We start from the raw sequence: 23,569 nt of genomic DNA, 5'->3' as shown, positions 1-23,569 counted from the left end.
CACCGCAGCCCGCCGGGATGGGGGCCCCCGATGAAACTCACCAGACTGGTGCGATGGCAGCTCGTCGTATTCGCTGTCCTCACCGTGGTCAGCGTAGTCTACGGGACTGTCACCTACGTCGGCATCGGTCGGGTCACCGGCATCGGATCGTATCGCGTGGTCGCCGAGTTCGACACCGCCGGCGGCATTTACGAGACCGGACTGGTGACCTATCGAGGTGTAACCGTGGGACGGGTGGATTCGGTAGACGTCGATCTGGCCGACTTGTCGGCGCCGGTTCGCATCACCCTGCGCATCGATTCGGACAACACGATCCCGCGAAACAGTGCGGCGCACATCAGGAGTCAGTCTGCGGTCGGGGAACAATACGTGGATCTGATTCCCCGCGACAACGGCGGGCCCGCGCTGACGGACGGAGACGTGTTGTCGGCCAAGGGCAATGAGGCGCCCACGCCCACAAAAGACGTCCTGGAGAGGACCATGAACCTCGTTGCGACGATCTCGCCCCAGAATCTGGAGACGACCGTCGACGAGGTGTCCGACGGGCTAGGACAGACCGGTGATCGCCTGGCTCGGTTGATCGACGCATCACAGCGGCTGCTCGAGTTGGCGCAGATCGATATCGGCCCCACCACCCGGCTGATCGACGACGCCGAACCGCTGTTGACCACTGGCAACCGGGTGGCCGCCGACCTGACCTCTGCGGTGGCGAACCTCGCGTCGTTCACCGATCAGCTCGCGCTGAGCGATGAACACTTGCGGACTCTGCTGACCCAGACCCCGTCGGCAGCCGACCAGGTGTCGGCCACCCTGACCGAGCTGACGCCTACGCTGCCGACGCTGCTCGCCGACCTCCAGTCCGTGGGACAGGTGCTGCGCGTCAACGTCCCCAACCTCCGGCACATCCTGACCGTCTATCCGGCGTTCACGTCGGGAACCCTGAACTCGGTCGACGGCTACGCGCTCGGCCAGAGTCCGCAGGCTCCACTCGACATCAAGCTCGGAAACACGCTGAACCCGCCCCCGTGCACCGAGGGATATGGCGGCAGCCGACGTCGTGACGCATCGGACATGCGGACTGTGCCGGTGGTTCCGGACCAGTACTGCGACGCGCGCCCCGACAACCCGAAGGTGGCGCGTGGCGCCCGGAACGTCCCGTGCGCGACCGACCCCCGCGTGAGGACTCCCTTAGTGGCCGATTGCCCCGGGGGACTTCCGTCCACGTGGCCGGAGATGTTGTCGCGTCCGCACTCTATGGGCGACGCCGGCGGTGACCCAGGGGCGAAGAGGGTGCCGAAGCGCTTACGTACAGCGTCGAAGCCGGTGCCGTATTCGGAGACCACCGGAAGGTTCCGAGGGCCCGACGGGGTGACGTACTTCGTGGGAACACCCACCAACTCAGCTTCGGCGAAAGGAAAGGCGACATGGCAGTCGTTACTGATCAAGTAGAGGCCACCGGTCCGGAAGTCGACGACGACGCGGTCGGCCCGGAGAGCGCCGGCGAAGGGGCGGGCACTGCTCCACTCCGGTCCGTGGTCACCGTGTGGGCGCTGGTGGCGGCCCTCGTGGCGGTGCTCGCGCTGCTCGGCGTGAAGGGCACCGATCTCTATCAGGCCAAGCAGGACGAGAAGCGGAACTCTGAGGTACTCGACGTCACCCGCGAGGTGGTCGCCGGACTCGTCAGCCTCGACTACCGCCGGTCGAAGGCCGACCTGGATCGGATCAAGTCCGTCGCCACCGGATCCTTTCAGCAGCAGTTTGAACAGCTGGCTACGTCGTTCGAGCAGGTCCTTTCCTCCGGCGAGGTCCTCTCGACTGGATCGGTCAAGGAGGCGGGGATCATCACCGCCGACGACGACGCCGCGCGGGTCCTGGCCGCGGTCAGCTCGATCGTCAAGAACACCGAGGCACCCGACGGGCAGCAACGCGTCTATCGGATGAAGGTGGATCTGACGGCCGCCGACCATGCGTGGAAGGTCAGCAACGTGGAGTTCGTGTCATGAACGCGGGGAGCGCGGACCAAGAGGCGTCGACCGACGCGAAGGCGGCAGAACCGAGGAGGAAGCCATGAACAAGGTTGTGGAGCAAGATATCTCATCCGAGTTCGCCGAGGCGGAGGTGGATCGCGACGTCGACACCGACGCGGCGCCTACCGACGGCGCCGAGAAGCAGGACAAGGTGCGCGGCGGTCATGTCAAACGACTCGGCCCCGTCGTTGTGAGCTGGCCCGCCAGACTTTCGACAAAGGCGCGTAACGGGTTGGTCAGGGTGCTGGCGGCACTCGTGATCGCCGGCGCCGGTGGACTCGGCTACGTGTGGTTCGCGACGAGCGCGGCGACGACGGAGGCATCGGCGGGGCAGTCCGCGCTTGCATCGGCACGTACCGACATCCCCAAACTGCTCAGTTATGACTACCGAACAGTCGACACCGCGCTGCCCGAAGCTGCCGAGACCATGCTGACCGGCAGGTTCCTCGACGAATACACCCAACTGGGCGAATCAGTTATTCAACCTGCTGCCAAGAAGGAGCAGATCGTCACGAACGCCGAGGTGGTCGACGCCGCACTCGTCGCGTCGGACGCCGATCACGCAACCGTCCTGCTCTTCGTCAACCAGACGACGTCCAAGAAGGACGCTGAGGGGCCGCGACTCGACGGCAGCCGCATTCGCGTCCAGATGGCCAAGGACGGCGATCGCTGGAAGATCTCCGAATTCACACCGGTGTAGCCGCGGAAACCCTGAGCCATCCACACCACACCATGGAGAACAACTCATGACTCTCACCACCGATTTCACCACAGTCGCGGAGCTCGACAGTGCGCTGCTACGACTCAGCGCAGGCGAGCGCCGGTGGGCAGACCTCCCGCTGACCCGGCGCGCCGACCTTCTGCAACAGGTGGCGCACCAGGCGGCCGAGCAGGCATCGGATTGGGTTGAGGCCGCGTGCCGAGCGAAGCGGATCTCGCCCTCATCGCCGCTCGCAGGCGAAGAATGGCTGTCGGGGCCGTACCCGGTCATCACGAACGCTGCCACGCTGGCCCGTTCTCTGCGCGACCTGAGCAGCGGCGACAGTCCCATCGCCCACGTACCGACTTCCGTCGCTCCCGGCGGTCGTGTTGCGCTCGACGTCTTTCCCCATCAGATCTGGGATCGGCTACTGCTGTCGGGCGTCTCGGCCAAGGTCTGGCTGAAGCCGGGGGTGAGTGTCACCCAGGCGCGGTCGGCGGCGGGATTGGCGCAACTCGACCCCGCGACGACGCACGGCATGTCAGTCGTCCTCGGCGCCGGCAACATCACCTCGATCGCCGTGCTGGACACCCTGTACGAGCTGATCGCGCACAATCGCGTCGTGATCCTCAAACTGAACCCCGTCTTGGGCGAGATGTTCGACGCGATCAACGCCGTCCTGCGACCCCTGTCCGAGCGCGGCTTCGTGGAGGTCGTCAGGGGCGGTGTCGAGGTCGGCTCGTATCTCGTCGATCACCCGAATGTGGCGCATGTCCACATCACCGGAAGCTCGGCAAGTCACGACGCCATCGTCTTCGGCACCGGCCCGGAAGGCGAGGCCCGTCGCCGGGCCGGCGTACCGAAGCTCGGCAAGACCATCACCAGTGAACTCGGCGGCGTATCACCCACCGTCGTCGTCCCCACCGGGTGGTCGGCCAAGGACATCCGTTTCCAGGCGGAGCACCTGGCCACCCAGCGTCTGCACAACGGCGGCTACAACTGCATCGCCGCCCAGGTTGCCGTGATCCCGTCCGAGTGGTCCAAGAAAGGGGAGTTCCTCCGGGAACTCCGCGACCAGATCGACAAGGCTCCCGCGCGGCCAGCCTATTACCCCGGAAGCGACCAACGGGTCGCCGCGGCAGCCGACCGGCACGCCACGGCCAACGCACGCGAGAACGGCCGGCTGCTGATCGAGGGGCTCTCACCGGACCAGGTGGCCGAGGCCTTCACCGTGGAGTACTTCTCGCCCGTGCTGGCCGTCGTGGAGATCCCCGGAGACGGGATTGCCTACCTCCGGGCAGCGAGCCGCTTCGTCAATGAGCGGCTCGAGGGCACTCTCGGCGCCAACGTCTTGGTGCACCCGAGATACCGCCGCAAGCTCGGTCGAGAGTTCGAGTGGTTCGTGGAATCGCTCCGCTACGGCACGATTGCGATCAACGCGTGGACGGGGGTCGGTTATCTCACCGCAGCAGCACCATGGGGCGGCTTTCCCGGTGCGACCCTCGTCGATGTCGAGAGCGGAATCGGATTGGTACACAACGCATCACTGGTGGACGACACAGAGCGCACGGTCGTGACCGGCCCGTTCCGCCCGCTGAGCCGATCTCTGATCACCGGCCAGCTGTCGATCACGCCGAAGCCGGCGTGGTTCGTCAGGAACACGCATGCGCACCATGTAGGCCGAAAGATGGTTGCATTCGCGGCAGATCCGAAGGCCACCCGGCTGCCGTCGCTCTTTGCGTCCGCCTTACGCGGCTGACGCACCGCGCGCAGCGAGGTGCCCCGTCACGAAGCGTACGGGGTGTGGTGCGTCCACCTCAGGCCGGCTCGAGCGCCCGCTTGGCCTTCTCCAACGCGGCGAGCGTGCGCAACACGGAGTCGCGCTTCGCGGTCAGGTCGGACACCTTGGCCTTGCCACTCAAGCCGCCATCCTTCTGCGCGACCTGCAGACGTTCCTCGATCTCGGTGAGCTGCGCCAGGAGGCTCTGCGCCCGGCTCATGAGCTCGGCGCGGTCGGGTCGTGAGACGTTCGCCGGCCCGGCGACGCCGGACCTGACATTCTGCGGCTTGGTGGCCACCGCCTTCCCGCCTGCCTTCGTGGGCAGTCGTCGTCGCGGTTCGACGCTTCGCCGCCGGGAAGCAGCACGCGGGGGAGTCTGCGTGCGCGTCTGGTTGAGCACCGTCCGCGCCTCTCGCCGCGGAACTCCGCGATTTCGTCGGTGGACGAGCACCACACGCAAACACTCGAAGTGGTTTCGGTCACGAACGCATCGGCAGCAGCGGGATTGACGGGGAAAAGAGTACGAAACAAAGTTTTTCACCCGGAAATCGGGTTTCCGGTACACCGTATCCCGCCGCTGACTTGACCCGCCGGACCGTCCCCGACGCGCTGTTCATCGTCGTCGAGCAACTCGGACCCACCCTCGTCGTTGCGGACACGAGCTCGAGCCGGCGGCGGGGCAGTGGCGTTTACCGGCCACCCCCGGCGGGAACCTCATCTGCGTGCGATTACCTTCGGTACAGATGACGACGTGTCGGGCTGGAACAACCGGCCCTGCTCGACGGTGACGACCGTGTACCTGGCCGAGGCATTGCTGGTTGTGGCGGAGGGTCAGCAACCTCCGGGTCTGATGCCGGCCCGGCAGCAGATGGCGGTGTCCCTGGGCTGGCACATCGTCCTTGCGTGTTTCGGGGTGGCGTTCCCGACGATGATCTTCGTGATGCGCCGTCGCGGCATCGTGCGCGACGGCCCTGTCGCAATGGGACTGGCCCGACGGTGGGCCAAGGTGTCGGCAGTGCTGTTCGCGATCGGCGCGGTCTCGGGCACGATCCTCAGCTTCGAGATGGGTCTGCTGTGGCCCGGTTTGATGGGCCGGTTCGGTGACGTGCTGGGATTGCCATTCGCGTTCGAAGGGCTGTCGTTCTTCGTCGAGGCGATCTTCCTCGGGATCTACCTCTACGGCTGGGACCGCATGCCGCCTCGACGCCATCTGCTGATGCTGATTCCGATGGGCATCGCCGGGGTCGTCGGGACGTTCTGCGTGGTCTCGGTCAATGAGGTTCCCCCCGAACCGTAGAGGCATCGATAATGAGGAGCACGATGCCAGAGAAGCGGAAGAAGTACGACCGGGAGTTTCGTGATGGGGCGGTCCGGATCGTCGAGGAGACAGGTAAGCCGATCGCCCAGGTCGCTCGAGACCTGGGGGTCAACGAGGGCACCTTGGGTAACTGGGTCAACCGGGCGCGCGCCGAGCGGGAGGGCCGCGGCGAGCTGACCGTTGATGACGCTGCTGAGCTCAAACGGTTGCGTGACGAGGTCGCCGAGCTGCGCATGGAGCGTGATGTCCTCAAGCGATCAGTGGTCCTGTGGGTGAAGGAGGCGACGAAGTGAGCGTGGCACGCTTTATCGCCGACCAGAGGACCAACTATCGGGTGCCACACGCGGTGTCCTGCCGGCTGCTCGGGGTCAGCGAGGCGTGGTTCTACAAATGGCATAAGCGGACCCAATCGCCGGGTGCGGCAACGGGTTTGCACACCACCCGCGACTATCGCCGGGACACCATCGACCGGGCCGTGGCGGTGGCGTTCGACAAGGCCCGCGGCCTGCACGGGTCACCGCGCCTGCATGCGGATCTGCGTGCTGACGGGTGGACGGTGACCGAGAAGACTGTCGCTGATTCGATGTGTCGTCAGGGCCTGGTCGCGCGGCGGATCCGCCGGCGCAACGGGCTGACCCGTCAGGACAAGACCGCCCCGAAGTTCCCCGATTTGTTGGGTCGCGATTTCACCGCACAGTGCCCCGATCAGCGGTGGGTCGGCGACATCACCGAGATCCCGACCGCGGCGGGCAAGCTGTATCTGGCCACGGTCATCGACCTCTACAGTCGCCGCCTGCTGGGGGCGGCCACCAGTCGTCACCCGGATGCAGCGTTGGCGTGTGCGGCGATCGAGATGGCGGTCGCCACGCGGGGCGGCATGCAGGCGATATGGCGTGATGACGATGCGCAGAAGCTGATTTTCCACACCGATCGTGGGTCGACGTACACCGCGAGACGGTTCACCAGGCTGTGCCAGAAGATGGGTATCCGGCAGTCGATGGGCCGGGTCGGATCGTGTTTCGACAACGCCGCAGCGGAGGCATTCTTCTCTTCTTTGGAGTGGGAAGTGTTGTCACGCAACGAGTTCCATACTATCATGGAGGCGCAGGCGGTCGTGTTGGAGTGGTGCTACGGCTTCTACAATCACCAGCGTCGCCACAGCGCGATCGGGATGATGAGTCCGGTCGACTACGAGAACACCGCAGTCACCGAGCCCGAAGCCGCATAGAGGAGTCCTCCACGATTCCGGGGGAACCACACCTGACCGAGGCACACACCACCGGCCGCCTGGTCTCCGAACTCAAACGGCTCCGCCGCTACCGGCTGATCATCATCGACGAGATCGGCTACCTGCCGTTCGACTCCGATACCGCCAACCTGTTCTTCCAACTCATCGCCAGCCGCTACGAACAAGGCTCGATCCTGATCACCTCGAACATGCCATTCGGCCGCTGGGGCGAAGTCTTCGCCGACGATGTCGTTGCCGCCGCACTCATCGACCGCCTCGTCCACCACGCCGAGGTCATCACCATCGACGGCGACTCCTACCGCACCAAGACCCGACGACAACTCGTCAACGCCGACCAGTAACCACACCAAAAGGGGGTCAAATTTCAACCGTCGATAAGGGGTCAGTTTTCGGCCGCCGTTGACAGATAGCCGTTTGCGCGGTCTCGATGGTGTCGAAGGCGCCAGTCTCGTCGAGAAGCTCCCGGCGCAATGTGCGATGGAATCGTTCGATTTTGCCGGTCGTGGTCGGTGACCGGCGTTTGGTCAACCGCGCGGTGATGCCGTACTCGCGACACGTCCGCTCGAAGAGCACCTCAACCGGCAACGGCCGCGTGTGTCTGCCGGTGAACTGGTTGCCGTTGTCGGTGAGCACCTCGAACGGCACGCCCCATCGATTCATCGCCCCGACGAACGCTTCACACACGGCACTGCCACTGGGCTGCTCGAGAACCGCGGCGACGGTGACGAAGCGGGAATGGTCGTCGATGCCGGTCAACAGTTTGCATTCCCGGCCGCCAGCCAGGAACACACCTCCAACCAGGTCGAGTTGCCACAGATGCATCGGAGCTTCCCGCTCCCATCGCTTGTAGACCCGTTTATGTAGCTGCTCTTGAGGATTGACCAATCCGTTGCGTACCAGCACGCGGTGCACCGTGGCCCGCGCGGGCGCGGGCGCATAAGGGTCGAGGCGTCCGAGTTCGTAGACGATGCGCCGGGCACCCCACCGCCGGTGGGTGCGTCGCATTTCGCAGATCGTCGCCTCCACTTGTGGAGAGATCTGGTTCGGGCTAGTACGCGGTCGGCGAGATCGATCCGATAAACCGCCCAGACCTGATGCGGCATAGCGCTTGCGCCACGCCGTGACCGTTTGGCGAGAGACACCGTAACGGTTAGCGACCTCGATGACCGGAGCACCGTCGGCGACTTCGGTGACCGCACGGAACCTGACCTCCACACGCACCCGTGCAGCGATCTCAGCATCGGATTCAGTCTCAGCAGAGAAGGACACCCCCCACACTCTGACTGCGACCACCGACAAGCGTGAGACGTCAACGATGTCCCGACGACACGACGTCAAGCATGTCCCGAGCCCTTACACGTCACACGTCGGCAACCCACCGGTGGCGGGTGGAGCCGTCGTGCTGGTACTCCGTCTCCAACTCTTGAAAGAACTCAGTGATGTACATGCTGGAGCGATACGGGAAGTACCGAACTTCGTCGACGTTCTGGGCATCGTCGCGTCCGAGGTTGCCCACGACGAGGTTTCCAAGAGCTTCGAGGTTGCGGCGACGGAACTTCACATGGGCATTGTTGCAAGCGACGCCGACGAATGCCCACACCTCGCGCGACCCTGCGGGCGATGCCCGATCAAGACCGAGGCGTTCGACTACCAGTTCGTCGGACCATCCGGGTAGCGTGTCGCAAGGGTCGGTTCCGAACTCGGCGGCCATGCCGTCGGCGGCAGGGAGATTGCACGCCCTGGTGGTTCTCGATCAATTTCCCACGGTGTATAGCGTGGACTTGCGGCGTTGAAGGTGTGCTGCAGGAGGATTTCCATCAGTGAGTTGAGTTGCCCGACTCCTTTGAGCCCGTGGCGTCGGTATGACTCATTCGCCTCGTAGACATCTGCGCGGCACATGTGCTGATCCGCCTCAAGCGTTCCGCGGTAGAGTGAGGGCATTCTCGAAGCCACTGACGAGCGCGAGTCAGATCTGTTGCCGGAGTGTCCTGTCTGCACGTAGCTCCTTCAAGGTGGGCGCCATTCAAGTGGCTCCTCGCCGAATCCCAGGTCAGGCAACAGGCTGTTTGATCGGATTGTGGACCACTGCTCGCGTACCAGGTTGCGCGCCGAGCTGAGATCGCCGTCGTTGGAATCCTCAGAGTAGAGCGATTCTGTCGCGAACTCGGCGGCCCCGCCGGTGTAGACCTCCCAAATCGCGACGGCTAGTGGCGCGAGTTTGAAGTTGTTGGACGGTTGGCTTTTTCCAGGATCTGTTCGGCGGTTTTGGTCCAGACGAATGGGTGGGCTCTGGGGTTCCATCCGTCGATGAACGCGCGGATTTTGGTGTTGAGGTCTTTGACGGAGGTGAACACTCCGCGGCGAATCGCTTGGCGTTCGATGATGCCGAACCAGACCTCGACGAGGTTCATCCAGGAGGCGTGTGTTGGGGTGAAATGCACGATGACCCGAGGATGCTCGGCAAGCCACTTCTTCACGTTGGCATGTTTGTGAGCTGCATAGTTGTCCATCACCAGGTGTAAGTCGACCGGATTACCGGTGTCATCGACGGTGTCGCGGTAGGCCCGTTCGACCTGCTTGAGGAAAGCCAGGAACTCTTGGTGGCGATGCTTGGGCTTGAGTGCGGCGGTGACTTTCCCGGTCGCGATATCGAGGGCAGCGAACAAGGTGGTGGTGCCGTGCCGGTAGTAGTCATAGGAGCGGCGTTCGACCTTGCCCGGTTGCATCGGCAGGATCGGCACCGTTCGATCCAACGCTTGAATCTGGGACTTCTCGTCAACGCAGAGCACGATCGCGTTCTCCGGCGGATTCAAGTACAAGCCGCAAATGTCGGTGACCTTGCCCACCAACTCCGGGTCGGTGGAGAACCGAAACGACTCGGCCTTGAACGGTTTGATCCCATACGCTCGCCATGCTCGGGCGACCGAGGCGTCGGAGATTTTCAGCTTCTTCGCCAGCAGCCGAGTCGACCAGTGCGTCACCCCAAGGCTTTTCGGCGGTGGCGTGAGCGTGGCGACGATAATCGCATCCCTATCGAGCCGTCGCGGCCGCCCAGAGCGAGGACGATCAGTCAGGCCAGCCAGACCGCGCTCAAGGTAGCGCTCGCGCCACGCGATCACCGTCGTCGGCGACGCGTCTACCAACTCCGCGATCCGCCGATTCGCCACACCATCAGCAGCAAGCAGCACCATCCGCGCCCGCTTCGCCGCCGACGCCTGCACCGAGCCCGAGCGAGTCCACGACTCCAGCACCTCACGATCACCATCACCCAACATCAACGCCGCAGCAGGACGATTCGCCATACCCCATTATCGCAGCAAACCAACCGTTCAGTCAGTTACGACGCGCGCCACTAGCGCGTGTGGAGTCACTGCTCTGAACGTGCGGCTCGTGCTAAGAATTCTCGCAATGGAGATCGTGAGATCTGGATTGGCAAGTTGAAGCCGCCGGCGGTGGTAATCGATAGGAGGCGGGCCGGTGAGCAGTTCCCGGGTCTGGTTCTCGATCTGATCCAGGGTGTCGGTCCAATCGCCGCTGCGCTTGATCTGGCGGATGAGTAGTGGTGGGTAGCGCGAGAATTCGTGAGGCAGTCCTAGCGCGAAAGCGATATGGCCCCAAGGTCTCGCGGTCCCAGACCGTGCAAGGAGCATGGAAAGGACGGCGCGATCCTTCGCAGTCGTGTAGTCGCGGAATCCCGTCCAGTGAACTTGAGGTATCGACGAGAGAGGAATGTGGTTGCCCGGGATCTCGTGGGCCGTCGGATAACGGGCACACCCACTAGCAACTCGAAACGTCAGTTGTGCCGTCGGCGATAGCTTTTCGGCGAGCGGGGTGATGGCGAGGTGGCCGATAACCGCATTCGTCCGACTACGGGGCAAATCTCGGCCGTCCCTGAGAAGCCAGGTTCCTGGAGTAAGGACGCTCTGCTCTACGGCGAGCGAATGAGCCGCATGAACGTCCTCCTCGCAGAGGATGGACTTTACCTTGAGGAGTTGCTCGAGGCACGCGGCGTCAGGGTCGCTTGCTGCCTGACAGCTCATAATGGGCTTGCCCAGCGTCAGAGCCGCGTCGAAGTATTCGCGTGTACTGAACCGCTGACCGCCAAAGCTGTTCGTCGAAGGCTCTGATGCACCGCGTGCGAGTTCGAGAATCCAAACCTGAGCTTCAACGATCTCGGGGGCAACCCTACGGAACTCGACGTCGCGCAAGTCGTGGCCGCAGTATGCGTGTCGAGTTCTTGGTGTTCGGGGGCGATTGTCGCGCTGCGGACAGGCCCAGTTGGGGTCGGTGCTATTGGGCCAACTCGTGCCCGCCCACGGCGTCTCGGCACACCGAGGGCAGTTGGTAGGCATCAAGATCGCATGTTCGACACAGACGCGGTGTAGCGGCAGTGACCATGTCGAGTTCCAGTATCCTTGCTGAGCAAGGCATTCGGGACAGTAGGAAGGGTCGAGGGGCATCGATTCCGAAGACTTACCGTACCGTTCCCAGTGCGTGCGAAATGCGGAAACAGCCTCGGATATGAGTCCTGCCCGGAGGTATCGGGCTCGTTCGTCCGGTAGCCCCACCGTATCCACAATCAAATCACTGTGCTCAGCGATATGCGCAGAGACTCGTGTGGGGGACCAGGCACTCGTTGGAATCCCGAGTTCTCGGAGTAGCGCGCGTGCGGTGAGTCCGTAGCGGTGGCCGAAACGGCGCAGCCAACTCGGTGCGGTCTCATCGTCCCTGGGGGCGACGAGTATGGGAAGCCGCCGCGGGTTGTACCCGTCTGGTATCGCAATTGCGGAGGGTAGTTGCTCCGCGTCGGTTCTCTCACCTCTTGGGAGTGGTGAGCCGCTGAGCGGCATTGTCAACGACGACCTCCTCCAGGATGCTCGCAGTAATTTGCTCGGTGCCCGTCTTAATAGCCAGATAGGCGGCCCGATCGAGCAGGTTCGTCAGTGAACCGATGTGCCCTTGCGTTCGGCGGAAGAGTTCCTTGCCGAAATCGGATAGTGTCCCAGGCGTTTGCGCGGCGAGCATTAGGTGCAATTCGAGGGCGTTGAGAAGCGAGATCCAGGCGACGTTGCTGGCATCGGAGTCGGTGTTGAACGGCGCGACGCGTGCACGTGTGGCACGGCGGGCAGTCTGTGCGTACACGGCACCGTCATCGCCTCCCAGGCCCTCGTCGAAGAACTTCTTCTCTGTGAGGCGTACACCGACGTAAATGAACGTGACCGCCATTTCGTTGGCCAAGCCCTTCAGATGATTGCTTACTTCGCGACCGTGACGGTCTCGAAAGTCGATGAAGTGAAGGTCATCGATGACAATTATCTGAGTCTCGCAGCTCCGTACGCAGTCGACCGCGAGCGCACCCAAACCAGAAGTATTCGCACCAGCTACCCCCAGATGGCCATAGAAGGCGAGGATCTTTCTGTTCAGGCCCTTGAGGGTGATTCCAGCATCGAGCGGGATGAAGGCGACCGGAATACGCTGATCGCCTGCGGCGGTCTCGCTGCTGAGGCGGCGAATTGCAGTTCGATGGAACTGCCTTGGCGTAGCGGATGGCGATGGTGGTCTTACCGAGACCTGGCGGGGCGTCGATCACGACCGATCCGCGGAGGCGGTCGCCATCGCGACGGTTGGACGCCATGACTTGATCGATGACAGCGAAGGCGTGCGTGAGTTGAGCTGTCTTGACAGTCGGGAGGTTGGCATTCCATACAAAGCGAGCTTCGTTGTAGTCTTCGCGCTCGTCGTCGCTGAGCGCTGCGATCTGTCCCTTCGTGAGGAGTTCCAGGCTCGCGCGCGGCGGCGAATGCACGAAGTCGTGCCAGCCCACTTTTGACGCCAGGTTGTAGCGATGCGGTTGATTGTTTCGAAGCCATAGTGCCCATGGGTTACTCATTCGTCGAATACCTCATAGCTCGAATCGTCTGCACCTTGGTACTTCTCAAACACATCGAGGTCATCGTCCAAATCCCAACCTGGAGGGCGACGTTCTGCTCTCCTCGCGAGAAGGTCGATAACTCCTGGCAGTGATGCAATCTCGTCGTCAGGTTGGCCATCGCCAGTATCGCTTGCCGTGGAACGGGTGCTGGCCAGGCGTCGTGCGAGGGCGCGGTCGCGCTTGGATTTGGTGTTGCCTTTGGACCACTCATCGAGGAGGTTGCGGACGGCGTCCTGTGGGTCGACATGCCGGTTTTCGCGGACGGCCAGAAGCTTGGTGTAGTCGGCGGCGTCCGAGGAGAAGGGCTGGTCGAGTCCACCTGCGTGCTCCCAGACCAGAGGCGACCATTTGCCAGATGAGGGGTCGCGGAAGTACACGCGTCGAACATCGCCGCTGTCTATGTGGATTGGCCATTTTCTAGCCTTCGGACCACCGAAGTTGGACTTGCTATTCCGGTAAGGGTTGAGCGCCGCGCCATCGTATCGGCGCCCATCCACTTCTATGCCATAGTGCTGGATCGTGCGCCACTCCACATTGAGAAACTCGTACGCAAGGTCCGGTGAGGACGGGATGGTGAGTCCACCGGCGCGAGCCAGGCCGATCTCGTACATTTCGAGCGGTGATAGCTCGAGGCCGGGCGTCTCAGGGAGACACAAGCCTTCGTGTTTCGACCGGTGGTACACCCGAGCTGTCCACTCGCGAATTATCGACTCAAGCTCGGCGACGTAGTAGAACGCTTGACTCTCAATGTCTTCACCGCGGTGATAGACGTCGGGTCCCTTGTAGCCCGGCAGTTGCTGAAGCAGGCCGAGCCGAATGGTCTTGAAGAAGCGTTCGACAGTTGGCTTGTCTGACGCCTTCTTTACGATCGCAGGCTGAATCGAGATTCCGAGTCGCGCACAGGCGGATCTGACATGGTGCGAGAGGTAGATCTTGCCATGGTCAACAACGATTGACTCGGGTAGGCAGCCTGGGATGCTCGGAGTGGCATCGTCTGCGGTCGGGTCGTCGCGTTCGATTGCGATCGAACTAGGCACGCCGTGAAACGGCCACGCTCCGTCGTCGACCGGTTCTTGGGGCGTCACCGACTGGTGTAACACATTGGCCACGTCGATTGCCTTGGTTGAAATCGGGGTCAGGCGCAGACCGACAATGCAGCGTGTATAGAGGTCTTGCGCCACAGTGAGTTCGACCGGCACCCAACGCAGCGTGATCGGCTCCATCGCGAACACGTCGAGGCGCGTTGTGTCGAGTACGAAGTACTCTCCGGGGCGCGTGGCGCGCAAACGGCCATACGGGGCCTCCGGCCGGTCGGCGGCGATTCGCCGTGCCTTTCCGCTGCCAAATGAATAGCGACCCTTGGAGAGCTCGTCCAGCCAGCGGTAGGCGGTCGCATTGGATGGGGTGGGCGCCAGATCGGCGCCACACCGCTCGGTCAGCAGATTGTTGGCCTGGTCGATTACTATGTTTCTGCTGGGTGTGGATTCGCGTGTGTACCGATTGAGTACGTCGAGGCACGCCTCCCGCCAGAGTGGGTCGATCGGCGAGCGCTGCTTCCTTGCTTCGACGAGGCCGGCTGGTCCTGACTCTTGATACGCCTTCACCCAGCGTTTGACGGTGCGGTCAGACATGTTGTGTGCGAGAGCGACCGTTTCGGAGCTGCGACCGATTGAACCGTCCTGGATCGGATGGAGACCTGGTTTAGGCCACCTCCGCTTTGGAGGCGACGGTGTCACGGTAGCGCGTCTCGTATTCGATGGGTGGGCAGTAGTCCAGAGACGAGTGCAGTCGCTCTGTGTTGAACCAGTGGACGTAGGCGGCGGTCTCTCGTTCGACGTGGCCCCGATCGGTCCAGGTGCGGCCGGTGTCGATCAACTCGGTCTTGTAGAGGCCGATCGCCGATTCCATGAGCGCATTGTCGAGAGCATCGCCCACCGATCCGATGGAACCGGTGATGTTGGCCTCGGTCAAGGCGGCGGTGAACGCCAACGACGTGTACTGACTTCCCGCATCGCTGTGATGCACCAAACCCGTTGAAGTAAAAGCGAATCCGGACCTCCGTCGAGTGAACAGTGCTTGTTCGACCACACTGGTCACCAACGGTGTGTGCTTGCTGGTCATGACCCGCCATCCGAGGATGCGCCGTGAGAACACATCGACGAGGAACGCCACGTAGACGAACCCGGCCAATGTCCACACGTAGGTAAAGTCGGCGACCCACCACTGATCGGGATGTGTGGGTGTATTCCACTGCCGCTCAACATGATCAGGGAAGCGCGGTGCCGTCTCGTCGCGACGGGTCGTAGTGATGCGATGCGAGCCACGAACCGCGCCGGAGATTCCGCAGATCCCCATCAGCCGGCCGATCTGGTCGCGTCCCATCATATGACCGGCACGCCACATCGTGTGATACATCTTGCGCACCCCATACACACTGCGGTTCTTCTCAAACTGCTGGTAGACGGCGTGCGCGGCATACGCCTCGGACAGTGTCGCTGCCGAGATCGTGCCCCGCTGTTTGTGGGCGTAGTAGGTGGACGGGGCGATCTGCATTCCGTACTCGGTGAGTACCCGGCAGATCGGATCGACCCCGAACCGGTCGCGGTGAGCGTCGATATACTCGACGATCAACGAAGTCGGCGGTCGATCTCCGCCGCGGCGAAAAACGCCGACGCTGTCTTCAAAATCTCATTGGTTATCTGAGGCCCGACCAAGGTAGTCAAGGATGTAAACGACACGCCGGTCGAGATGCCGGGAAGTGTGCCGTAGACAGGTTATCTTTGGTGTCCATGACGAGCCGTAGTCTGCGAGTGCAGTCGGTGGCGATGCCATTCGGCGATTCGGAATCGTGGACGGTTGTCGATCGCGATTCATCGGTGGTGGCACCGATCGAGGGGTTCTTGTCGCATCTGCACGCGATCGAACACTCACCGAACACCGTCAAGGCCTACGCGTATGACCTGCGGGACTGGTTCGAGTTCCTGAACCAGCGCGCACTGGTGTGGTCGCGGGTGCACCTCGAGGATGTGGGCCGTTTCGTTGCGTGGCTGCGACTGCCGCTGGTGGCACGGGCGGCCGGCGTGGCCGCTTTGCCGACCGCGGAGAGCGTGTGCTCGGAAGCGACGGTGAACCGGAAACTGTCCGCGGTGTCGGCGTTCTACGAGTTCCATCAACGTCACGGCGTGGATCTGGGTGATCTCCTGACAACCTGGCAACGGCGCGAAGTGCACGGTGGGTCATGGCGTCCGTTGCTGGCGCACTTGGGATCTCGACTGGAACGTACCAAACGGATCCGGCTGCGGGACGATCGGAGCATTCCCGACACGCTCGACACCGATCAGGTCTCGGTGATCGTGGCCGCGTGCGATCGGCTGCGGGACCGGTTCCTGCTCGTCCTGCTCGCCGAGTCCGGGCTTCGGGTGGGTGAGGCATTGGGGTTGCGGCACAGTGACATCGACGCTGCATCTCGGCTGGTGTCGGTGGTGCCGCGTGTGAACGTGAATCGGGCGCGGGCCAAGAGCGGACGATCCCGGCAGGTACCGGTACCAGCCCGAGTGATCCGCCTCTATGCCGACTACCTGCACGGCGAGTACGGCGACCTGGACAGCGACTACGTGTTCGTCAACCTGTGGTCCGGTCGGATCGGGTATCCGCTGACCTATCCCAGTGTCTACGACTTGGTCTGCCGGATCCGGTCTCGGACCGGAATCCGATTCGGTCCGCACACCTTTCGTCATTCCTATGCGACGGAGTTGTTGCGTCGCGGGGTGCCGGTGGAGGTGGTACAGCATCTGCTCGGACATGCCTCGATCGCCACCACCAGCGACGCCTACGCACACCTGAAAGTCGAGGATGCGCGGCGAGCGTTGGTGGCAGTGGGCTGGCTTCCGGAAAAGCAGGAACAACAATGAGTGCCGAGGCGGCGGCGAGGACCCTCGTTCCCGCAGCGGCGCGACAGTTGACGTCCGTGGTACGCCCGGAGTTCCGCGTCGATGTGTTGGTGCCGGCAGTCGGTGATCCGATTCTCGGCACGCCCGCGTGCATGGTCCGGGGATGCGTGCACTCGAGCCGTTACGGCGGGCTGTGCCTGGCGCATCGTCATCGGTGGACGCGTGCCGGCCATCCGGACCGACAGACCTGGGCAGCCACCGCGGATCCCGAGGTGACAGGCCATCGACCGCTGCAGTCGTGTTCGATCACCGAATGCGGGTTCGGTCAGCATCGGTATCAGCTGTGCTACAAGCATTCCCGAGACTGGGACAAGGCAGGACGACCACCGGTGGCGCAGTGGCATCCGCACGTGGACGGCGAACAGACTACGATCTGCGCGATCCCGGAATGCCGCTTGTGGGCCGAGTTGGGACAAGGCTGGTGTCGTTCCCACCATGTCCGCTGGCGCCAACGGGGCCGCCCACCTGTCGACGAGTTCATCAGCTACTGCGCCCACTACGGCGAGGACCGATTCGATCTGCGAGCGATGCCACCGCACCTGCGGCTCGAGATCCAGTACACGCTGCAATGCCGGGTCGATACGCACCGGACCCGCACCACACCACGCTCGATCAAACCACTGTTGGACCATCTGGCCACCTCCGGTGTCGAATCGCTGCTCGAGCGTTCACTGACCGAGTGGCTCGCCGGGCTACCGGCCTCCGCCGCGACCAACTCGCCTCGAGCATTTCTCGGCTTCGCGATCGAGCGACTGCACGACCTGCGCGACGACACCGGATGGGACGGTGAATACCGGCGAGATGTGTGGCTGCTACGGCGGCTCGGCATCGCCGCCGGGGACGATGCTCGATGCGATTTCACCCCTGTGCACCCACCATGGCTCCGTGAGCTGGCCAAACGCTGGTGCCGCTGGCGGATATCGTGTGGGCTCGGGGTGGGTCAGCTGCGCAAGGACCGGATCGCGCTGGTGCGACTGTCACAGCTGACACCCGGGTTGACCACGGCGCCCGGCCCGGCGCATCTCGATCGGGCAGCGTTGGAGGGATACCTGGCCCGACTCGCTGTCGAGGTTCCCCACCCGAAGACCCGCAGTAGCGACATCAGTTCCGTCGCCGGGTTTCTGCGTGCTGTCCGTCAGCACCGTTGGGCGTCGTTGTCGGCCGACGCCGAGTTGTATCCCAGTGACCATCCTCGCCGCGACGAGACATCCCGGCCACGGTTCATTCCCGAGTTCGTCATGAACCAGATCGAAAGCACCGACAACCTCGACCGGATCGCCGACCCTCGGATCCGGCTCCTGGTGGAGATCCTCATCCGCACCGGCCTGCGTGTAGGCGATGCGACCCGGTTGCCTCTGGACTGTCTGATTCGAGACCGACAGAGCGCGGTCTATCTGCGCTACCGCAACCACAAGATGCGACGCGACGCGATCGTGCCCATCGACGACGAGCTCACCGCCATGATCGAGGCGCAACAGGCACGCACCCGGCAGCGGTTCCCGACCACCGCGGTGTTGCTGCCGCGCACGACATCCAACCCCGACGGCCGGTTGCCGATGCCCACCGCCACCTTCGTCCGCCAGCTCGGACTCTGGCTTGAAAGTAGAAATATCACAGACGAACTCGGAAGTCCGGTGTATGTCACCGCACACCAGTTCCGGCATACCTACGCGACTCGACTGATCAACAACGAGGTGCCTCAGGAAGTGGTCCGGCGTCTGCTCGATCACACCAGCCATACGATGACCGCGGTCTACGCACGCCTGGCGGACACCACCATCCGTGAGCAGTGGGAACGCGCCCAGAAGATCAACATCCGCGGCGAACCCGTCGACACCACCATCGACGGCCCACTCGCCGATGCCGAGTGGATGAAACAGAACCTGTCCCGAGCCACCATGGTCCTTCCGAACGGCTATTGCGGTCTGCCACTACAGAAATCGTGCCCGCATGCCAACGCGTGCCTGACCTGCCCACTGTTCGTCACCACCGCCGAGTTCCTACCGCACCATCACAAACAACTCGACGACACCCGAACGCTGATCGCCCGCGCCGACGCGGACGGCCACACCCGTCTCGCCGAGATGAACCGCACCGTCGAAACCAACCTGCTCACCATCATCACCACCCTCGAAGGTGACAGTCACTGCCGCTGCGGTGAGGACCCCGCGACCGATACATCCTGCTGCCGAGAGGGATCATCCGATGCCGACTGACAACAGTCACCACCTCGTCGCAGCCGCCCAGCGACGCCGAATGGACACTCTTGCCCGTGCCCGACGAACCCTGCATGAGCTCAAGGAGACCGGGAAAAGGTTCACTGTCACCGACATTGCCGCCCGCGCCGGAGTCTCCCGGGCCTGGCTCTACAACCAGGCCGAGTTCCGCGATGACATCCGTCGCCTCACCACCTCGCCGGCGGTCCCGGCCGCCACCGTCGGTATCGAGCGGGGGTCGGATGCCTCACTGCGGCAGCGTCTCGCTCTCGCGCACGTTCGCATCCGCGAACTCGATACCGAAAATCGTGAATTGCGCGACCAAGTCGCCCGGCTCCACGGCCAACTCCGCACTCATCGCCTCGAAGCAGGCAGTGTCATAGACACTGTTCATGACACGAACTCCCTGTTCAACCATTCAAACGACCGAACAGACCTGAGATAACCAATGCTCTGCGTAATTCGGCGTTCTCCCGCCGAAGTTCACGCAATTCCGCGTCATGGGCGGCCACCGTCGTCCCCGATCCGGAGACGATCGGAGTGTCCTTCTCGATCCAGTTGCGTAGCGTCGCCGGATTGATGTCGAGCAACTCCCCGACATGACGACGCGCTCCTGACTTGGACTCGCCGGGCTCGGCAAGCCGATCCCGATACATCCTCACCGCCCGCTCACGGGTCTCCTGGTCGAACTTCCGTGGTGCTCCCATATCCGTATTCTCCTGGTGAGATCACGGTCTCCACCAGACCCAGGACGGTTCAGATAGAGTCGCCGCTGTTGTGATGCATCTCCAGTACTGCTTCGACGACGGCGAGCCGTGCGTTGTAAGTCTCTTGCTGTTTCTTCGTAAGATTCGAAAGCAGTTGTCCGGACGTCTCGCAGGGCCTGCGAGGTGCGTCGAGCGGCTGAGAAGACCTCACGAGGTGTGGAGTGCTCACCGCTCGTGTGCCGCGATCCGATTCGACTATCGACCGACTGTCGCTGATCTCGACTATGCGGACCACGGATCCGTCGATCCACACCCGATCGCCAACAGCAAGTCGATAAGTGTTGCTCATACGGCCTCGGCTCGATGGATCAAGGTGTTGTCGCCGAATGGCCGGGTGAGATCGGCCGTGAAGGTGCCCGTCCACAGAAGCTCGAGGACGATGTGTCGAGGCCGTGCAATCCGCTCGGCTGCGAGTGTGGCTTCAGCGTGCGCGATTGAGAGCTCCTCTGGAAATCGTTCGAGCACCGTCTGGAACAGGGCCGCGCGCGACTCGCGGCGAGCCTGAGAAGCGAATCTGATGTTGTTGATCAATGCCGAGTCCTCGCCGGTCCAAACCTCATAATCGGCGGAGAGGCGCTTGGACACCACCTTGGTCCACGTGAACACGGCCTTGACCTCGTCTTTCTGCGCGATTCGTGGATTCTTGACGTCCACGACCAAATATGACCCATCAGCCCGCGTCAGTAGGAGATCGGGACAGTGGCGTCGGCCGGTACCTCTGTCGTCGCCGGTGATCCAGAAAGGTTGCGCCGTGATCCAAACGACTTCGGGATCGAAGTCGGCAAGCAAGATGCGGTCGCGTTCGAGAAGGCTTTCGTAAACCACGTGGTCGGCTGTTGTACGGGTCCAAAAAAGACCTGGATAGTGGCGTTGGCCGGCGTGGGACGGTGGCAGGCGCACTGGCTGGGCTCGGGCCATCGAGCTGATCGAGTGATCCCTGACCTGACTGATGGTCTCGTCACCGGCTTCGGTAACGAAGCGAATCTCGGTCGCACCGATCTGATCAGGCATTTTGCTATCGTGCCGCATGACAGCCCGATGAGAACGATGACACGCCTATGACAAGCCGATGAGAAAATGACACGTTCGGTGAGAAGCTACACCCGTTCGCCCACGGCGGAAACCGCCCCGGGAACAAACTTCCTGCCAGCAGAGTTGAGTCCGTCAGACTGAACTTTGGAGGTTAGATGTCTGAGCAGACATATTCACTGCCGGTCCTGTTCGTTCCTGATCTCGTCGTCCTGCCCGGCATGGTCGTGCCGATCCCCCTCGACGACGCAGCCCAGGCGACTGTTGATGCGGCTCGGGCCAGCGAGCCCGGAAAACTGCTGGTTGCGCCGCGTCTGGACGACCGGTACCCGACCCACGGGGTGGTTGCGTCGATCGTGCAGGTCGGGCGCATCCCCGGCGGCGGCCAGGCGGCCGTCGTCAAGGGCGAAAAGCGGGCACACATCGGCACCGGCACCACCGGCCACGGCACCGCGCTGTGGGTCGAGGTGACCGAAATCGACGAGGCCGAGGCCACCGCCGAGACCAAGGCGCTCGGCGCCGAGTACAAGAAACTCGTCCTCGCGATGCTCCAGCGTCGTGAGGCGTGGCAGGTCATCGACGCGGTCAACAAGATGAGCGACCCGTCGGATCTCGCCGACACCTCTGGCTACTCGTCATGGCTGACCGACGTCCAGAAGCGTGAGCTTCTAGAGACCGACGACGTCGCCGCGCGACTGCAACTGCTGATCGACTGGACCAGCGAGCACATTGCCGAGACCGAGGTCTCCGACAAGATCGCCGACGACGTCCGCAACGGGATGGAGAAGCAGCAGAAGGAGTTCCTGCTCCGTCAGCAGCTCAACGCCATCCGCAAGGAACTCGGTGAGGACGAGCCCGACGGCGCCGACGACTACCGCGGTCGCGTCGAGGCCGCCGACCTGCCCGACAAGGTCCGCGAGGCTGCGCTGCGCGAGGTCGGCAAACTCGAGCGTTCCAGCGACCAGTCACCCGAAAGCGGTTGGATCAGAACCTGGTTGGACACGGTGCTCGACCTGCCGTGGAATGTCACGACCACCGACTCCACCGACATCAAGGGCGCGCGCGAGATCCTCGACGCCGACCACCACGGTCTCGATGACGTCAAGGACCGCATCGTCGAATACCTTGCGGTGCGGGCACGTCGGGCCGAGCGTGGCCTGCAGGTCGTCGGCGGCCGCGGCTCCGGTGCGGTGATGGTCCTCGCCGGCCCGCCCGGAGTGGGCAAGACGTCGCTCGGTGAGTCCGTCGCCCGAGCACTGGGCCGCAAGTTCGTGCGCGTCGCCCTCGGCGGTGTGCGTGACGAGGCCGAGATCCGCGGTCACCGGCGCACCTACGTCGGTGCGCTGCCCGGTCGGATCGTGCGTGCCATCGGCGAAGCGGGATCGATGAATCCCGTTGTGCTGCTGGACGAGATCGACAAGGTCGGCTCCGATTTCCGTGGCGACCCCGCGGCGGCGCTGCTCGAGGTCCTCGACCCCGCGCAGAACCACACCTTCCGCGACCACTACCTCGACCTGGATCTCGACCTGTCCGACGTCGTGTTCCTCGCGACCGCCAACGTCATCGAGAACATCCCGTCGGCGCTGCTCGACCGCATGGAACTGGTCACGATCGACGGCTACACCGAGGACGACAAGGTGGCCATCGCCCGCGACTATCTGCTGCCCCGCCAGCGTGAGCGCGCGGCCCTGACCGCCGAGGAGATCACGGTCACCGACGACGCACTGCGCGAGATCGCCGCGAACTACACCCGTGAACCGGGTGTGCGGCAGTTCGAGCGGTTGCTGGCCAAGCTGATGCGCAAGGTGGCGACCAACATCGAGAACGGTAGTGCCGCAGTACCGGTCACCGTCGGCGAGCCAGAGCTCAAGGATCTGCTGGGCCGTCCGCGCTTCACCCCCGAATCGGAGGAGCGTACCGCGGTACCCGGCGTCGCGACCGGGCTCGCGGTCACCGGAATGGGCGGCGACGTGCTGTTCATCGAGGTGAGTCGCGTCGGTGGAACGGGCTCCGAGCCGGGTGAGGCGGGCGGTACCCGACTGCAATTGACCGGCCAGCTCGGCGACGTCATGAAGGAGTCGGCACAGATCGCACTGTCCTACGTGCGTTCGCACGCAACCGAACTCGGCGTCGACCCGAAGTCGCTCGAGGGCACCATCCATGTGCACGTGCCGGCGGGTGCGGTGCCCAAGGACGGCCCGAGCGCCGGCGTCACCATGGTCACCGCCCTGGTGTCGATGGCGACCGGTCGCAAGGTCCGCGCGGACGTCGGCATGACCGGGGAGGTCACGCTCAACGGACGGGTGCTGCCGATCGGTGGCGTCAAGCAGAAATTGCTTGCCGCGCAACGCAACGGCCTCAAGACGGTGTTCGTCCCGCAGCGCAATGAGCCCGACCTGGACGACGTTCCAGCCGAGGTCCTCGACGACCTGCAGGTGCACCCGATGGTCGACGTCGCCGAGATCGTCAAGCAGGCTCTCGAGCCTGCCGCCGACGAGGTGAGTGCCGCGGCCTGATCTGCCGACGGTTCACGACAAGACCGAGCCCGGGGAGGTATGCCTTCCCGGGCTCGGTGGTGACGTAGGCCTGGTTCGGCGATGA

Annotated in this window: 18 protein-coding genes, 6 pseudogenes and 1 other annotated feature; of the genes and pseudogenes, 12 read left to right on the top strand and 12 right to left on the bottom strand. The window is 63.4% G+C overall.

The genetic code is table 11. The features are described 5' to 3' along the window. The first annotated feature begins 30 nt into the window (after positions 1–30). The 4 genes from AC5ZH6_RS24665 (at position 31) to AC5ZH6_RS24650 (ending at position 4,486) form a co-directional block, all read left to right on the top strand. Positions 31–1,449: an MCE family protein gene (locus AC5ZH6_RS24665; RefSeq protein ID WP_005201346.1), complete on the top strand. Its 1,419-nt coding sequence runs from the start codon at positions 31–33 to the stop codon at positions 1,447–1,449. Beyond that, on the top strand, positions 1,425–2,003 hold the full coding sequence (locus AC5ZH6_RS24660; protein WP_026919819.1) for an Rv1363c family protein: 579 nt from the start codon (positions 1,425–1,427) through the stop codon (positions 2,001–2,003). Before AC5ZH6_RS24665 ends, AC5ZH6_RS24660 begins: the two co-directional genes overlap by 25 nt. A 64-nt stretch (positions 2,004–2,067) precedes the next feature. Next, positions 2,068–2,727, top strand: coding sequence for an Rv1363c family protein (locus AC5ZH6_RS24655; protein WP_005201351.1), 660 nt, complete (start codon positions 2,068–2,070; stop codon positions 2,725–2,727). Between the two features lie 46 nt (positions 2,728–2,773). Then, the gene (locus AC5ZH6_RS24650; protein ID WP_020169775.1) at positions 2,774–4,486 is read left to right on the top strand and encodes an aldehyde dehydrogenase family protein; all 1,713 of its coding nucleotides are present in this window, start codon (positions 2,774–2,776) and stop codon (positions 4,484–4,486) included. 58 nt (positions 4,487–4,544) lie between these two features. Here AC5ZH6_RS24650 and AC5ZH6_RS24645 read toward each other — a convergent pair whose 3' ends face one another. Further along, positions 4,545–4,805 carry a hypothetical protein gene (locus tag AC5ZH6_RS24645; protein WP_010844852.1) on the bottom strand — a complete coding sequence of 87 codons (261 nt, stop codon included), beginning with the start codon at positions 4,803–4,805 and terminating at the stop codon, positions 4,545–4,547. Between the two features lie 453 nt (positions 4,806–5,258). Between AC5ZH6_RS24645 and AC5ZH6_RS24640 the strand changes: the two genes are divergently transcribed. From AC5ZH6_RS24640 to AC5ZH6_RS24625, 4 genes and pseudogenes are all read left to right on the top strand, one after another. Further along, positions 5,259–5,804, top strand: coding sequence for a cytochrome ubiquinol oxidase subunit I (locus tag AC5ZH6_RS24640; protein ID WP_005201356.1), 546 nt, complete (start codon positions 5,259–5,261; stop codon positions 5,802–5,804). 23 nt (positions 5,805–5,827) lie between these two features. Beyond that, on the top strand, positions 5,828–6,118 hold the full coding sequence (locus AC5ZH6_RS24635; protein ID WP_005195137.1) for a transposase: 291 nt from the start codon (positions 5,828–5,830) through the stop codon (positions 6,116–6,118). Beyond that, on the top strand, positions 6,115–7,053 hold the full coding sequence (locus AC5ZH6_RS24630; protein ID WP_211541884.1) for an IS3 family transposase: 939 nt from the start codon (positions 6,115–6,117) through the stop codon (positions 7,051–7,053). The genes AC5ZH6_RS24635 and AC5ZH6_RS24630 overlap by 4 nt, the downstream gene beginning before the upstream one ends. 32 nt (positions 7,054–7,085) lie before the next feature. Next, a pseudogene (locus AC5ZH6_RS24625) lies at positions 7,086–7,415 on the top strand (ATP-binding protein); the annotation flags it as partial. A 64-nt stretch (positions 7,416–7,479) separates the two neighbouring features. Here the strand turns inward: AC5ZH6_RS24625 and AC5ZH6_RS24620 are convergent. From AC5ZH6_RS24620 to AC5ZH6_RS24580, 9 genes and pseudogenes are all read right to left on the bottom strand, one after another. After that, positions 7,480–8,307: pseudogene (locus AC5ZH6_RS24620) on the bottom strand (IS481 family transposase); the annotation flags it as partial. A gap of 127 nt (positions 8,308–8,434) precedes the next feature. Beyond that, positions 8,435–8,785: a hypothetical protein gene (locus AC5ZH6_RS24615; RefSeq protein ID WP_010844931.1), complete on the bottom strand. Its 351-nt coding sequence runs from the start codon at positions 8,783–8,785 to the stop codon at positions 8,435–8,437. A gap of 493 nt (positions 8,786–9,278) precedes the next feature. Next, positions 9,279–10,376 (bottom strand): IS630 family transposase, encoded by a 1,098-nt coding sequence (locus AC5ZH6_RS24610; protein WP_496167943.1) that lies wholly within the window; start codon positions 10,374–10,376, stop codon positions 9,279–9,281. Positions 10,377–10,403: 27 nt separating this feature from the next. Then, on the bottom strand, positions 10,404–11,282 hold the full coding sequence (locus AC5ZH6_RS24605) for a hypothetical protein (protein WP_496169294.1): 879 nt from the start codon (positions 11,280–11,282) through the stop codon (positions 10,404–10,406). 159 nt (positions 11,283–11,441) lie between these two features. Continuing rightward, a pseudogene (locus AC5ZH6_RS24600) lies at positions 11,442–11,924 on the bottom strand (TniQ family protein); the annotation flags it as partial. Next, positions 11,890–12,312 carry a hypothetical protein gene (locus tag AC5ZH6_RS24595; RefSeq protein ID WP_496167942.1) on the bottom strand — a complete coding sequence of 141 codons (423 nt, stop codon included), beginning with the start codon at positions 12,310–12,312 and terminating at the stop codon, positions 11,890–11,892. The gene AC5ZH6_RS24595 and the pseudogene AC5ZH6_RS24600, both read right to left, overlap by 35 nt. Positions 12,313–12,327: 15 nt before the next feature. Beyond that, positions 12,328–12,513 (bottom strand): annotated as a pseudogene (locus AC5ZH6_RS24590) (ATP/GTP-binding protein); the annotation flags it as partial. A gap of 447 nt (positions 12,514–12,960) precedes the next feature. Continuing rightward, the gene (locus AC5ZH6_RS24585) at positions 12,961–14,637 is read right to left on the bottom strand and encodes a TnsB C-terminal domain-containing protein (RefSeq protein WP_496167940.1); all 1,677 of its coding nucleotides are present in this window, start codon (positions 14,635–14,637) and stop codon (positions 12,961–12,963) included. 70 nt (positions 14,638–14,707) lie between these two features. Then, positions 14,708–15,699 (bottom strand): annotated as a pseudogene (locus AC5ZH6_RS24580) (IS3 family transposase); the annotation flags it as partial. Next, positions 15,545–15,676: a sequence feature (AL1L pseudoknot), on the bottom strand. It overlaps the preceding pseudogene by 132 nt. A gap of 96 nt (positions 15,700–15,795) precedes the next feature. On the opposite strand from AC5ZH6_RS24580, the gene AC5ZH6_RS24575 reads away from it, so the two are divergent. From AC5ZH6_RS24575 to AC5ZH6_RS24565, 3 genes are read left to right on the top strand one after another with little or no spacing between them, the layout of a single operon-like run. After that, positions 15,796–16,917 (top strand): tyrosine-type recombinase/integrase, encoded by a 1,122-nt coding sequence (locus AC5ZH6_RS24575; protein ID WP_496167486.1) that lies wholly within the window; start codon positions 15,796–15,798, stop codon positions 16,915–16,917. Then, positions 16,914–19,172, top strand: a complete 2,259-nt coding sequence (locus AC5ZH6_RS24570; protein ID WP_496167484.1) for a tyrosine-type recombinase/integrase — start codon at positions 16,914–16,916, stop codon at positions 19,170–19,172. Before AC5ZH6_RS24575 ends, AC5ZH6_RS24570 begins: the two co-directional genes overlap by 4 nt. Then, a complete protein-coding gene (locus AC5ZH6_RS24565; protein WP_496167482.1) occupies positions 19,162–19,617 on the top strand; it encodes a DUF6262 family protein in 456 nt (151 codons plus the stop codon). The genes AC5ZH6_RS24570 and AC5ZH6_RS24565 overlap by 11 nt, the downstream gene beginning before the upstream one ends. 4 nt (positions 19,618–19,621) lie before the next feature. Here the strand turns inward: AC5ZH6_RS24565 and AC5ZH6_RS24560 are convergent. Together AC5ZH6_RS24560 and AC5ZH6_RS24555 are read right to left on the bottom strand one after the other, a co-directional pair. Next, positions 19,622–19,879: pseudogene (locus AC5ZH6_RS24560) on the bottom strand (transposase); the annotation flags it as partial. Positions 19,880–20,224: 345 nt separating this feature from the next. Beyond that, positions 20,225–20,950 carry a TnsA-like heteromeric transposase endonuclease subunit gene (locus tag AC5ZH6_RS24555; protein WP_006369927.1) on the bottom strand — a complete coding sequence of 242 codons (726 nt, stop codon included), beginning with the start codon at positions 20,948–20,950 and terminating at the stop codon, positions 20,225–20,227. A 176-nt stretch (positions 20,951–21,126) separates the two neighbouring features. On the opposite strand from AC5ZH6_RS24555, the gene lon reads away from it, so the two are divergent. Further along, positions 21,127–23,484, top strand: a complete 2,358-nt coding sequence (gene lon, locus AC5ZH6_RS24550) for an endopeptidase La (protein ID WP_288337244.1) — start codon at positions 21,127–21,129, stop codon at positions 23,482–23,484. Positions 23,485–23,569 lie beyond the last annotated feature (85 nt).

The organism is Gordonia sp. YC-XJ4 (genome assembly GCF_059511865.1).
Note: the sequence above shows the minus strand (reverse complement) of the source record. Positions and strands in the feature narration are given on the sequence as shown.